Source organism: Colwellia meonggei, from assembly GCF_057537295.1.
The window spans coordinates 138,358-151,975 of the sequence record NZ_BAAJLZ010000008.1; the positions used below are offsets into that span (position 1 = coordinate 138,358).

Sequence of the window (13,618 nt, forward strand, 5' to 3'; positions counted from 1 at the left end):
GCTTATGGCAAAATCTTTATGTAAATGGAAAAAGAAGGACATAGAAAAAAACGTGCATGAATTAGCACATATTGTTGATAAACCACGCTTTATCTGTAAAGACTGTGCTCGCGCAGCCCACGACAAAAATTACCTTTGCAAGCCTATTAAATTGCCTTTGTCACACTAATAATGGAATTATTATGATCCAAGAAAATATCAAAATGCCTGTAGGGCAACTTCAAGAACTAAAAAATGGTGAAATGATCAACCACAATACCGCGGAACTCTTCGCCAATAAGAAAGTGGTTATGTTTGCTGTTCCAGGCGCATTCACTCCAACATGCTCTGCTGCGCACCTTCCAGGTTATGTAGTTTCTGCTGATGAACTTAAATCAAAAGGTATCGACGCGATAATTTGTTTATCTGTGAATGATGCATTCGTTATGGCAGCATGGGGTGAAGCACAAAATGCTGAGAACTTAATGATGTTAGCAGACGGTGACGGTAGCTATACCAAAGCACTTGGTTTGGAAATGGAAACAGCTGCTTTTGGTGGTTTACGTTCTCAGCGCTATTCCATGATTATTGAAAATGGCATTGTTACTAATTTAAATGTTGAAAAGCCTAAAGAGTTCGAGATAAGTAACGCTGAAACGATCTTAAAGCAGTTATAAAACAGTGAGAGTAAGATAAATAAAAACCATTCTCGTTCTCTTGAAACCCTTATTTTATAAGGGTTTTTTTGATTTAACACTTGAATAATTATTCAGATTAACGCACACTTGCCAACATAATTTATGTGATAAAACGCACAACGAGGTAGCACAATGTTAAAGCCTGAAATGGTAAAAGAATTAAACAAGCAAATTAATTTAGAGTTCTACTCTTCAAATTTGTATTTACAAATGAGCGCCTGGTGTGAAGAAAAAGGTTTTGAAGGCGCTGCTGAATTTATGCGTAAACACGCTGCTGAAGAGATGGATCATATGACCCGTTTGTTCACTTATGTTAGTGAAACCGGTGCATTACCAATTTTGGGTAGCATTGATGCGCCACCACATGAATTTGAGTCGTTAGCGGATGTATTTGAAAAAACGTATCAGCATGAATGTGAAATTACTGAAAATATTAATGCCTTAGCGCATCAAGCTTTTACTAACCAAGACTATTCAACATTTAACTTTCTACAGTGGTATGTTGCAGAACAACACGAAGAAGAAACCCTGTTCAAAAGTGTATTGGATAAAATTAACTTGGTTGGCCATGATGGTCATGCATTGTTCTTTGTTGATAAAGATTTAGCGGAAATGGCAAAAGCTGGCAGCGGTGGCAGCATCATGACTGACGTTGCAGCTCAGTAATAGGTGCTTGCACATTGAGGTTCGTGCATCATCAGCATACTGCTATAGAAAGAGATACCTGAACATAAAAAAGGCTTGCCGGGGAACAGAGGCAAGCCTTTTTTAGTGCTGAAATTTAACTATTTTATTAAAACTCTGTAACCCTACTCTGCTTCAGTTTGTTTAATCACTTCTACTCTAAAGCCTGTTGGTGCGCCTTTGTCGTCTTCAACAATAAAGAACAATTCATCAGACTCTTCATCAAGTATTAACTCAAAACTTGAGAGAATAATTTCACTGCTATCAACCTCTGCGACCGCAAATACTTGATAGGTGTTATTTGGTAGAATAATTGATTCTGGTTGCGTATAAACAGCACTGCGTTTGTATAATGCAGTTTCTATTGTTTCATCACTACGCACATAATAGAAAGTTACAAAATTGAAGTCGATGTCATCATCGTCGTCATCAACTAAGTTAACCATCGTTATTTGGTGGTCGTAAATACTTTCTCGGGTACTGTTATCGACAACTAGAGAGTGAATTTCTACTTCATATTCATCAACAATACCGTCACCATCTTCATCAACATCACCGTCGCCATCATGGTCAACAGCTTCTTCATTTAAATAAAAGAACACGGTTTTATTGGTATTTTCTGGTAAGCCTAATAGGTGATTGCTAAGTAATGACTCTGAGGTGCTAGGGATCAATAAATCTAAACTATAATCGCCTTTCTCTTGTACGAGTGTTGCACTATAGCTTCCACGATCAAGATCAGTTATTTCTGCGTTATCATCAACACCGTCAATATAAACATCAAATGTGCCACTATAATTTGGAATTAGCTCGTGTTCTTTAATGGCATTATATGCACGGAATCTTGCTTCCGATTGCGTATCAAAATATTCAACAATTGATGAATTAGACATACGATCAATGGCGTATGGAGATGTGCCAGAGCCAGTATTTTCTCGCACTATCATCACGTACTGTGACGGGTAGGCGTAGTCGATATCGTCAGAGGTAAATAATACTTCTTCAGTGCCTGACTTAGTGATGTAAAATATATATTCGTCTTGATCAAATTTTTGATTATCAGACAGTTGCTTATAGCTATATGTTCCAACTAAATTTGCTTCATTAAAAGTTTCATCCGACTCTGACATATAAACGTCAACACCGTCTGAATCAGGATGCAAATTTAAGAAGCGTAGATTAAATAAATCATCATCTTCGTCTTCATCATCATCAATCACTTCAATGCTATAGGTTTCAACTTGAGAAGAAGTTATTTCTCCAGTTAATACTAATAACTGAATCATTTCATTCTCTACAACCACCTGCCCTTCGGCAACAAGCTCAAGATCATCACGGTCTGCACTGTCTTCATCTTGCCAAGCCATTTCATAGAAATAAGTATCATCATCTATTTCATAGTTACTAAGTGCTTTTGTATACTCAATACCATTAAAAGTAACTTCAAAGTTATCATCATCATCGTCATCATCTGAAGTTAAATCTTGGTCAAGGGTAAGAATGATTTCCGGCGCGTTTTTAGAGCTGTTGTAGAACTTCACATAACCTGGGTCTGAACTATCATCACTACCACCGCAGCCAACAAAAGCAATGGCAGATGCCAACACTATGATTTTTGAAGGTGAAATAGCTGAAAATAAACTGGGTTTAAAACTCATATCTTTTTCCAATAAAATTAAGTGCCATCACTGCTCAGAGATTCTGGCAGTTAATCAATGCTCCCAACCGAAAATAGATGTAGGAGCACTGTATAGAGCGACATTTTAGAAGTAAGTTCTCGAATTCAAACCATCTTTGCACTTCTTTACTTAACCATACTTTTCTTTACAGTACTTAAAATTAAAGGGCTGTAGCGAAGGCTAATTTATATTAGGGTTAATAGCCTGAGTAATTTCAAACTATTAGAGTAATATTTAATTAAAATGAGAAAGGTGATTAACAACAATGAGAAAAGGGTGAGCTAACCGCTTTTTGCCAAAGAACTTGGCCTGATATAAGTGAAATAAAGTGGCAAAAAAACGAACTTTTACCACTTATGATATTAGTAATATATTACTTCAATGAAAACATACGAGTAATGGTTTCATCTTTATCAACAAAGTGATGCTTTAGCGCACCAACAATATGTAAAACAATAGCAGCAATAACAAAATAGGTAATTAACCCATGAATATCATGCCCTAAGCCACCAACGCTAGCGTTAACAGCAACCGTTTCACCAGCAGCATCAAGTGTTTCTGCAACTATTTCAAATCCAAAAATAGCTAAACCATGGCCGCCGCCAATTGACATCATTAATCCTGATAACGGGTAAAGCACTGTAGAAATAATTAAAATCCAATGGATAGCTTTAGCGATCATGTGTTGCACTTGGCTCATTTGTCCAACTGCACTTGGCCAGCCTTTTTTAACTCGCCAAATAACACGCGCTAATGCTAAAACAAATATAATCGCGCCAAATGATTTATGTAGATCATACAAAGCAAATATTTCAAATTCACTCATGATTATGCCTACAGCTAATAAAGTAATCATGCCTAATGCAATGATTATATGTAATAATTTAGTAGTACCTGACAAAGATACTGTTGAATGACTCATGATAAACTCCCTCCAGAATTCTAACTTGGCGCCATTATAACAAGATAAAGGTTAAGTTCAGGTTAAAAATTTTACCGCTATTACATCACTCGCCCTCACCTATCATCTCACGTATAATGCCGCCTTTAATTAAGTGAGTTAGCAAAAGGTATTCCATTGATATTTTCTGATGTCGTTATTATTGGCGCAGGTGCCGCAGGTTTAATGGCTGCTGCAACAGCAGGCTACAAAGGGCGCAGTGTAACTGTTGTTGATATGGGGAAAAAACCAGGAAGAAAGATATTAATTTCTGGCGGTGGCCGATGTAACTTTACTAATGAGAACGCTGGTTCAGAAAACTATCTATGCCAAAATCCGCACTTTGCTAAGTCAGCACTAAGCCGATATAGCGCACAAGATTTTATTGAGCTTGTTGACCGTCATGGCCTTAACTATCATCATAAAACCTTAGGGCAATTATTCTGTGACCATAGCGCTCAAGACATAGTTGATATTTTGATGACCGAATGTGAATGGGCGGGCGTTAATATCGCTATGCGCAGTGAAGTTATTAGTGTGAATAAAAATGACACTGGCTACATAGTGCAAACAAGCGGAGAAAGCTACCAATGTGAGTCTTTAGTGATTGCCTCTGGTGGCCTAACAATGCCAAAATTAGGCGCAAGCCCGATAGGCTATAAAATTGCCGAACAATTTGGCTTAAATGTATTACCAACCACAGCCGCACTTGTGCCATTTACCCTGCATGACCATGACAAACAAAAGTTTGATGGCTTGTCTGGCATCAGTATTTTCACTGAAATTTCCAGTGAAGACGGCACAACATTTAAAGAAAATATATTGTTTACCCATCGCGGCTTATCAGGCCCTGCGGTATTACAAATATCTTCATTTTGGCAAGCAGGCCAAGCAGTAACTATTAACTTACTACCAGAGTCATCTATCGACAGCCTGATCGCAGAATGGCGAGAAACTAGCCCGCAAAAATCACTTAAAAATATGCTAACTACGGTGTTACCTAAGCGCTTTATTGAGGCGTTAATAAAACAAAAAGACATTTCAGATAAAGCCATTAACCAAATCAGCAATGACGAAGTTACTTATCTAAGTCAATACTTGCACCATTGGCAAATCAAGCCCAACGGCACTGAAGGCTACCGTACGGCAGAAGTAACTTTAGGTGGCGTTAATACCGACGAATTATCATCAAAAACTTTTGAAGCTAAAAAAGCTAAAGGCTTATTCTTCATTGGTGAAGTGATTGACGTTACCGGTTGGTTGGGAGGCTATAACTTCCAGTTTGCGTGGAGCAGCGGTGTTGCCTGTGGACAGGCGGTTTAATTTTGTGTAGTGATAATAAAGATTGCCCGTAAGCGCTAATGTTTACCCGTAGGTGTGTAGATACAATAAAGTTTACCCGTAGTAAAATTAACCTCCAATATTGCCAGATTGAATAAACTTAACTATTTGGAATATATAAGATACTAGCTATACAAGTATCCTTAGCAAAGCCTTTATTCAATTAAAAATAATGTCATTTAAACCAAAAAGATTACGTCCACCTAAAACTTTATTAAATATAAATAAAATTGATATCAATCATATTACCTGTTCATATTATCTGTTAATATATCAATTGAAATGTCTTACTTAAATTGTAAAGGGAATATTACAATGTCGTCAGCTTGTCGTACGATTCTTTTCTTAATATGTATAGCTCATAGTGTTACGGTATCTGCTGAAATTACGGTTTTACCTCCTCCTCCCGAACAAATATCTGCACTTAGTGACTTAGCAAATGCTTTCAGTCTTACCGGACAACCTGGATGTAGTCTTGAAGGCGTACATTGCACATATGAGTTGATTTTTGATAATGGTGAAGACCGAGTATACCAGCGAAGAATTAGTGAAATAGACCTAATATACGGCTATTTCAATGGGTACATACCTGACTCAATTGGTGAGTTGGTCGATTTAGTTAAGTTAAATATAGGAAGAAACGCTGGTCTAGTAGGTAATATTCCTAACTCAATTGGTAATCTTTCTAAATTAAAAGTATTGAGATTAGATGCTATGTGGGGTTGGACAGAAGGACAGGAAGGTCTTACTGGGCCTATCCCTGAATCCATAGGCAATTTGAATCAATTGGAAATATTGAACTTAAGTGGTAACTATCTCACTTTATTACCGGATTCCTTGTCTAATTTGATTAATCTTAAAATTTTGAATTTAAGAAGAGGCCCACATATCAGTGAGAATTGGCAACCTCTTAATACAACAATCCCAGCTTGGGTATCAAATTTGCCCAACTTGACCCATGTAGATTTTAGAGGGGCTGGTTTATTAGGCGAAATTCCTGAATCTTTAGCTAAATTAACAAATATTGAGGAGATGCTTTTTCATGGTGATTTTAAAGGTGTCGTTCCTGCCAAACTAGTTAAGCTTCTCGATAATAATGATGCCAACTTTCTATTTACTGGTGCAAATTTAGGGGAAAGACTATCTGAACAATTTATTGAAAAGCACCCAAACATTTGGAATTCAGTCACTAAAGGCACCTATCCAATAAGAAGACTTGGTAGCAAAAGTTGTTTTCCAGATCAGCCTATATTTATAAATAAATTAACTAAAGGTCCAAGCTCCTCGGAATTTTTCGAACAAAACCAAATCACTCTTAATATTTGTAATTCAGATAATTCTTCCTGTCCAGTGAAAAATACTGGACCAGAGTGCCTATCTGGCAACCCTATTAATAATCGTACCGGCATCAAAGTCCAGGCAATAACTGACTTTAAAGCCAATGGTTCAGCTATATTACTAAAAAGGATCTATAGCTCTGAAAATAAAAGGTGGAATTTTACAAATAATTCAAAATACATTTATGTATTTAACGGCTATGTAAAACTTACAGGTAGATCATCAATAAACTACCCTTATAGATGCTATACGGGAGTCGCTAAGTGTGTCCAAAGCAAGTTACACGGACAAGCATCGAATCATTTAGGTTACTCACTGTATAAACTCGAAAATGGATATAAATTAGTCTTACCATCAGGTGCCATTGAAACTTATAGCCCTACAGGTAAGTTAACCAGCACTACCAATGGCCAAGGGCGTACGTTAAGTTATAGTTATAACAGTAGTGCCAATACCACAACCATTGCAGATGACTTTAGTCAGAGCATAACACTTACCATTAATTCCGAGCTTAACAACCGTGTTGAACAAGCACTCACCCCAATTGGTACCTTCACCTATAATTATGACGAATTTGGCCGTTTAACCACCGTCACCCAACCTGATGCAACAACCATAGGTTATCGTTATGATGAAGTAGGTTATAGTACTGTTCAATATAATGAAAATATTGATGAAAATAACGAACAAACTTGTAGTGGCGATGATTATTTAACCATTGATGCCTGTAAATCATTAGTGAAAAACTTAGGTTTATTAACGGGGAAAATTGACGAGAAAGGACAACGTGTTGCAAGTTGGTATTACGACGGTGAGCAACGCGCGTATAAAAGTGACCACGGCACCAACATTGACACCACCGAAATACGTTTTGTTAGTGAGCAAGGTGAAAACATTGTTGACGCACAAGGTAATAGCGTTAGCTCGCAACGTGTACGAGACACCATTAGCCCACTAGGCTTACGTACTCGCACTACCTTTAGAGCCCCTTTTGGCCAGCGCGCAGAAAAAATAGAAACCTTTGATAGTAATGATAACTTAATCACAACAGAAACATACGCCTACGACAGTAATGGTTATGAAAGCGAACATATTGATGTTGATGGCTTAAAAACGACATATAACCGATATAGCGATGGAAGGGAATCTTCTCGTACTGAATATGCAGGTACCGAAAATGCCAGAACCATTAGCACCACATACTCAGGTAGCACCAATAAACCAACACGCATTACAAGCCCTGAAACGACTATTGATATTAGCTACATCAATCACAACTCTGGTTTATTAGTTTCAAGTCAAACCACTACTGATAGAGTAACTAACGAGCAACGGACCACCTCGTTCACTTATGAAAACGGACAATTAAAATCTACCAATGGCCCACGTACCGATGTAAACGACATCACCACTTATGAATATAATGCCCAAGGTTTAAGAACAAAAACCACTAATGCGTTAGGGCAATACTCTGAAATTACTGCTTTTAGTGCCTATGGCAAACCCACTAATGTAATTGATGAAAATGGTATAACCACCGCGCTAACTTACGATGTGATGGGGCGCGTTACTGAAGTGCAGCGGGCGGGTACAACACAAAGCTTTGATTACGATGTAAACGGCACTCTAATTACTTCTACCTTAGCTAATAGCAGCAAAATACATTACGAGTACGATAGTGCACAGCGCTTAACCGCCATGCGTGACAACTTAGGTAATCGTATCGAATATACCCTTGATGCGGCAGGAAATAAGTTAACAACGCAAATAAAGGATAGCAGTGATGTATTACGACAATCGCAACAACAGTTGTATGACGAATTTAATCGCCTGATCACCATTACAAACGGTACTAATAACAGCACACAACTAGATTATTTAGCCAATGGCAATATTGATAAAACTACAGATGCGTTAAGCCACCAAACTAACAATAACTATGACACCTTACAGCGCCTAAAAGAAATTCATGACCCAGAAAACGGCAAAACAGAATTTGGTTATGATAATGCTGGACGCACCACCTCAATTACTGATGCCACAGGTAAGGCAACAACCTATACCTATAACGGCTTTAGCGAGTTAATCAAACAAGTTAGTCCTGACACAGGCGAAACCACCTTTACTTACGATAAAGCCGGCAACCTAAGCAGTGAAACGGATGCACGAGGCATTACCGTCACTTATCAATATGATGCACTAAATCGCATTACACACATTAACTACCCTAATAGTAGTGAAAACATCAGCTTTAGTTATGATGATACAACCAATAACAACAAGGGTGTTGGTCGTTTAACCGGCGTTAATGAAAGCGCTGGCAATAGAAGTTATACCTACGGTGAATTAGGAGAGTTATTAACAGAAAGTTATGCTATTGGCAGTAAAAACTACAGTTCAAGCTATCAGTACGACAGTGCAGGTCAATTAATAGGGATGACTTACCCAAGTGGTCGAACGATAAGCTACACGTTAAGTAGCTTAGGGCAAATTAGCAACATTACTTCTACCGCAGCAGGCGAAAACCAAAGCGCAAAAACACTGATTAGTAATGCCACTTACCTACCCTTTGGGCCAATAAACAGCTTCACATTTGGCAATGGCCTAGTCAATAGCTATACCTTTGACAATAACTATCGCTTGAGCACACATACCCTAACTGACTTGAAAAACCAAACGTTAAGCTATACCGATGTTGGTAACATTGAAGCAATAACTGACGCTATTAATACCGCAACTAATCGTACGTTTAGTTATGACAAACTGTCTCGCCTATTAACGTCATCAAACGGTAGCGAAGCAGGCAGCAGTGGCAATATTAACTTCGATTACGACGGTATAGGTAATCGTTTAACGAAAACCGATGGCCCAATTAGCGAAAGCTACAGTTATGCGGAGAATACTCACCACCTAGCCAAAGTCACTATTGCTGACACTGTCACCAAGCCAAGTCTTGTCGGCACCTTTAACCAAGCGCGTCGTATGGCAAGTATTGGCAATATTCAATATCAGTACAATTATCGTCAATTACGTGTTAGTAAAACCACCGCTACGAATACCGGCGAAGAAGTAAACGAAGGTGTCGCAAACACATCAACGCATTATCATTACGACGCCAATGGCTTACTCATTGCTGAATCAAATGAAAGTGGCGTTTGGCAAAAAGAATACGTATATTTCAATGGTCAGTTAATAGCCATGTTTGATTATACCGCTGGGATAGCAAGCGAGCCTTATGCAATACATACCGATCATTTAGGTACACCAAATCAAATAACTGACAATACAGGTGCTTTAGTTTGGCAGGCGGATTACACGCCTTTCGGCTTAGCCACTATCAATAATGATGTTGATGGCAATTCAACACCTGTTGAGCTAAACACTCGCTTTCCAGGCCAATACTATGACGCTGAATCACAACTGCACTATAACTGGCACCGTTATTATGACCCGAGTGTTGGCCGCTATATCACCAGTGATCCATTAGGGTTAGCAGCGGGAATTAATACTTATGGGTATGTCGAAGGGAATCCTATTAATGCAACTGACCCGCAAGGCTTAATGGGTGGATTAGGAAGTATAGTTAGAGGCAGCAGAGGAATACCTGTAGGGGGTGCTACCGGGGTTAATCAAGGAATTGGAAATACAAGTTATCAATACTCTGAACGATACACAGACAGAAGTACAGATAGATTTGATACAGATAGATTTGACGAAGGCGAAACATGTGATGACGAAGATGATGAATGTGAACGACTAAATAAGAATGTAAAAAAAGCTAAAGATGCGGTTGGAAAAGTTGGAGCATGTAGAGCAGGAATGACCCAATTTGATTTATGGATCCGAAGAAATGCTTGGTTTGATTTGGCTCAAGCTAGAGCTATTAGAGATCAAAAGTGTTGGGGGGGCGGGGATGATGGCCATCAAATTGCCCAGGCTTCTGCATGGCAACATGTTGGAAATTGCGAAAGGTTAATGCAATGAATGAATTAGAGTTTATTAAACATGCGTTTAAGGATAGGTTGATTTATACCCATATTTCATCTTCTGAGCAATTATCTGAAACCGAACAAGCGGAAATTAATCAATTCAATAACCTGCATTGGTCAAACATCAAATGCGATATGTTACAAGATTGCTTTGAAGTCATTAATTGGTTTTCGCCTGACGCCTTTTGCTATTTTTTACCAGGTATCTTAAGCGCAGGTATAAGAGAATCCACTTCAAATTTAGTAATTTATGATTCAATAATAAACATGTTAGATCGTAGCCCAAGATCAGATTATTGGGATGAGTTTTTCATTCAAAGATGGACGCAACTTAATCATAATGAATGTGACGCAGTACAAAAGTGGTTATTTTGGTTTATTGATAACAGCGCAGGTTTTGATGATATTTCGGTAAATAGAGCTTTTGATACATTAGAGTTACTGAAGAATTACAAAAAATGAACGATTTAAGTTGAAAGGTAAAATATTAGATGCCGATCTGAATGGTTGCTATGTTTCTTCAGAGGATAGACAGTTAGCAACTGCGAAATTTCCACCACGTCCAGGAGGAAGGTAAATTTTGACTAAAACAGATAAAGAGCTAATTGCACGGTCATGGGTCGAACGATATCAAATTTCAACGACCCAAGCTGAAACACAATGGGCATATGACAAGTTAGATGATCTTATAACCATTAACCCTAAACTAGCTTTAGAAATTATTATTGTAATTTTTAATAAAACTAATGATGAGTTTGTTTTAGATAACTTGGCTGCAGGCCCGCTTGAAGATCTCTTAGTCAGGCATGGCAATGAAATTATCACTGATATCGAAAAATATACTTTAGCTCACCCTAAATTTAGTGACGTGTTAGCTGGTATATGGGATAACGGAATAAATGCGTCGGTATTAGCTAAGATAAACTCTCTGCTTGATCGTTTTCAAGCTGATGCAGAACTAAATCCAAGAAGTACATAAAGCATTAACGCTAATCACGTACATGACCATCCATGATGTGACTGGCGTTACACTCATAGCTAAAGAGCAGTATGTTCAAACTTAAATAACTTTACGGACAAAGAAAAATGAATAGCAAAGGAATTAACCTCATGCCCAGTAGACAAGTGAAAGAAGCATTAACAGGGCTTTCTCTCCTTTGCCTTTTATTGTTATCTACACTGGTATTCCCCACTATTGCCCATGCAACTGGTGATGCTACAGAAGTAAGCTACCAATACGATGCCATGGGCAACCGTATTGCTCAGCTAAATTCCAATCCTGACTCAGACGGCGACGGCATTCTCGATAGCTGGGAATTAGCCCACTTTTCCCATTTAAATCATGATATGTCGTTAGATACCGATAATGACGGCCTAACTGACCTAGCTGAATACGATGCGGGTACAAACCCAACATTATCAGACACTGATGGTGACGGTGTTAATGACGGTTTTGAAGTCAATAATGGCATGAACCCGATTGGCAGTATGTATGGCGACATAGATACGGATAATGACGGTCTACCCGATTCATATGAAATATTCCATGGCTTAAATATTCATGATGCATCTGATGCAAGTAATGACACTGATGGTGATGGTTTTACACTCTGGCAAGAGTATTTCGCTCAAACCAGTGATAATGACATCTTAGCTAAGCCTAAGGGGACTTTGCTTGGATTTGAAAATAATGACTTAAATTCATTTTACTGGACTCCACAAAAAGTCGGCCAATGGTCAATAAGTAACGGTCGAGCATTTAAAGGCAACTTTTCTGCCCGTTCTGGCGATATTCAAGATCACGAAATTAGTGTACTTGAGACGACTATTAATTCGACTGGCGAGCCACTTAGCTTTTATATCTCACTCAGCTTAGGGAATGACGAAAGTTATTCTGGCATTGACTTTTACATAGATGATGAATATCAAGCGTATTACGAAGGTGAGCTTGATTTTGCACGGGTTGAATTTGCTTTACCTGCTGGCAAGCACCATTTACGCTGGGAGTTTTACCAAGATAAGCAAGAAGGCACTGATGTGTGGCTTGATAATCTATACATGCCCGCACTCGCAGATTCTGATAGTGATGGCATAAAAGATGGTTGGGAATATCTATACTTTGACAGCTTAAGCCATGATATGTCGTTAGACGATGACAGTGATGGCCTTAGCAACTATGAAGAACTTGCTGCTGGGACTGATCCAACAAAACTTGATACTGATAATGATGGCATGTCAGATGGCTGGGAAATAGCACAAAACCTCAACCCTTTAAGTAATGATGCTGCCGATGATATTGATGGCAACGGTCAAGCAAACTTAATTGAATACATATTAGCAACACCCGATTTTCCTGTTGAATTTGATTCAGATAATGATGGACTACCCGATTTATTTGAGCTTGATAATAATTTAAATATATTTGATGCCACTGATGTTTTAACCGATAGTGATGGTGATGGCTTTAATATTTGGCAAGAATATAAAGCCAATACAAGCGACAATGATGCCTCAGCATTACCTTCAGGAACATACTTAGGTTTTGAAGATAATAAATTCGCACCATTTCATTGGCTAGCTTCAGATGACCCTTCTTGGTCGATTAATAACATAAATGCGCATAATGGTAACTATTCAATCAGCTCAGGGGGACTGCAAGATGGAGAAACTCACACATTAGAAACAACCATCAATGCTAATGGGGAATCAATAAGTTTCAATGTACTTGCTAAAGATCACACATTGCATTTCTATGTCGATGGAGTACAGATTGAAACATGGAATTCCTTCCATGATGGGGATAGGCTTAATAATATAGACGGGTTTCAACAAGTAAGTTTTGAATTAACACCCGGTAAACATCACTTGAAATGGGTATCGAGTAAAATAATTGACTTTGCTGATAGTGGTATATGGATTGATAACATTTACCTACCTGGATTATTGGATTCTGATTATGATGACATTGCT

9 protein-coding genes and 1 pseudogene are annotated in these 13,618 nt (G+C 38.3%); 8 read left to right on the forward strand and 2 right to left on the reverse strand.

Going from position 1 to position 13,618, the window contains the following annotated elements:
- The first annotated feature begins 4 nt into the window (after positions 1 to 4).
- The 3 genes from AC27E9_RS16720 to ftnA all read left to right on the forward strand — a co-directional run bounded on the left by AC27E9_RS16720 (position 5) and on the right by ftnA (position 1,343).
- Positions 5 to 169: a hypothetical protein gene (locus tag AC27E9_RS16720; RefSeq protein WP_487132151.1), complete on the forward strand. Its 165-nt coding sequence runs from the start codon at positions 5 to 7 to the stop codon at positions 167 to 169.
- Positions 170 to 203: 34 nt separating this feature from the next.
- Positions 204 to 656, forward strand: a complete 453-nt coding sequence (locus tag AC27E9_RS16725) for a redoxin family protein (protein WP_487132164.1) — start codon at positions 204 to 206, stop codon at positions 654 to 656.
- A gap of 153 nt (positions 657 to 809) precedes the next feature.
- Positions 810 to 1,343: a non-heme ferritin gene (gene ftnA, locus AC27E9_RS16730; protein WP_487132153.1), complete on the forward strand. Its 534-nt coding sequence runs from the start codon at positions 810 to 812 to the stop codon at positions 1,341 to 1,343.
- A 143-nt stretch (positions 1,344 to 1,486) separates the two neighbouring features.
- Here the strand turns inward: ftnA and AC27E9_RS16735 are convergent, their stop codons facing one another.
- A complete protein-coding gene (locus tag AC27E9_RS16735) occupies positions 1,487 to 3,019 on the reverse strand; it encodes a hypothetical protein (protein ID WP_487132155.1) in 1,533 nt (510 codons plus the stop codon).
- 394 nt (positions 3,020 to 3,413) lie between these two features.
- Positions 3,414 to 3,962, reverse strand: coding sequence for a cytochrome b (locus AC27E9_RS16740; protein WP_487132157.1), 549 nt, complete (start codon positions 3,960 to 3,962; stop codon positions 3,414 to 3,416).
- 204 nt (positions 3,963 to 4,166) lie between these two features.
- Between AC27E9_RS16740 and AC27E9_RS16745 the strand changes: the two genes are divergently transcribed.
- The 5 genes and pseudogenes from AC27E9_RS16745 to AC27E9_RS16765 all read left to right on the forward strand — a co-directional run.
- The gene (locus AC27E9_RS16745; RefSeq protein ID WP_487132166.1) at positions 4,167 to 5,303 is read left to right on the forward strand and encodes a BaiN/RdsA family NAD(P)/FAD-dependent oxidoreductase; all 1,137 of its coding nucleotides are present in this window, start codon (positions 4,167 to 4,169) and stop codon (positions 5,301 to 5,303) included.
- 333 nt (positions 5,304 to 5,636) lie between these two features.
- The gene (locus AC27E9_RS16750; protein WP_487132159.1) at positions 5,637 to 10,643 is read left to right on the forward strand and encodes an RHS repeat domain-containing protein; all 5,007 of its coding nucleotides are present in this window, start codon (positions 5,637 to 5,639) and stop codon (positions 10,641 to 10,643) included.
- The gene (locus AC27E9_RS16755) at positions 10,640 to 11,110 is read left to right on the forward strand and encodes a DUF6714 family protein (RefSeq protein ID WP_487132160.1); all 471 of its coding nucleotides are present in this window, start codon (positions 10,640 to 10,642) and stop codon (positions 11,108 to 11,110) included. The genes AC27E9_RS16750 and AC27E9_RS16755 overlap by 4 nt, the downstream gene beginning before the upstream one ends.
- Before the next feature lie 118 nt (positions 11,111 to 11,228).
- Complete coding sequence (locus AC27E9_RS16760; RefSeq protein WP_487132161.1) at positions 11,229 to 11,627, forward strand: DUF6869 domain-containing protein; 399 nt, start codon at positions 11,229 to 11,231, stop codon at positions 11,625 to 11,627.
- A gap of 131 nt (positions 11,628 to 11,758) precedes the next feature.
- Positions 11,759 to 13,618: pseudogene (locus tag AC27E9_RS16765) on the forward strand (hypothetical protein); the annotation flags it as partial.

What these genes read in the sequence shown, in the direction of transcription:
- AC27E9_RS16720 (WP_487132151.1), top strand. Translation starts at nt 5, where the DNA reads ATGGCAAAATCTTTATGTAAATGGAAAAAGAAGGACATAGAAAAAAAC.
- AC27E9_RS16745 (WP_487132166.1), top strand. Translation starts at nt 4,167, where the DNA reads ATGGCTGCTGCAACAGCAGGCTACAAAGGGCGCAGTGTAACTGTTGTT.
- AC27E9_RS16735 (WP_487132155.1), bottom strand. Translation starts at nt 3,019, where the DNA reads ATGAGTTTTAAACCCAGTTTATTTTCAGCTATTTCACCTTCAAAAATC.
- AC27E9_RS16740 (WP_487132157.1), bottom strand. Translation starts at nt 3,962, where the DNA reads ATGAGTCATTCAACAGTATCTTTGTCAGGTACTACTAAATTATTACAT.
- AC27E9_RS16750 (WP_487132159.1), top strand. Translation starts at nt 5,637, where the DNA reads ATGTCGTCAGCTTGTCGTACGATTCTTTTCTTAATATGTATAGCTCAT.
- ftnA (WP_487132153.1), top strand. Translation starts at nt 810, where the DNA reads ATGTTAAAGCCTGAAATGGTAAAAGAATTAAACAAGCAAATTAATTTA.
- AC27E9_RS16755 (WP_487132160.1), top strand. Translation starts at nt 10,640, where the DNA reads ATGAATGAATTAGAGTTTATTAAACATGCGTTTAAGGATAGGTTGATT.
- AC27E9_RS16725 (WP_487132164.1), top strand. Translation starts at nt 204, where the DNA reads ATGCCTGTAGGGCAACTTCAAGAACTAAAAAATGGTGAAATGATCAAC.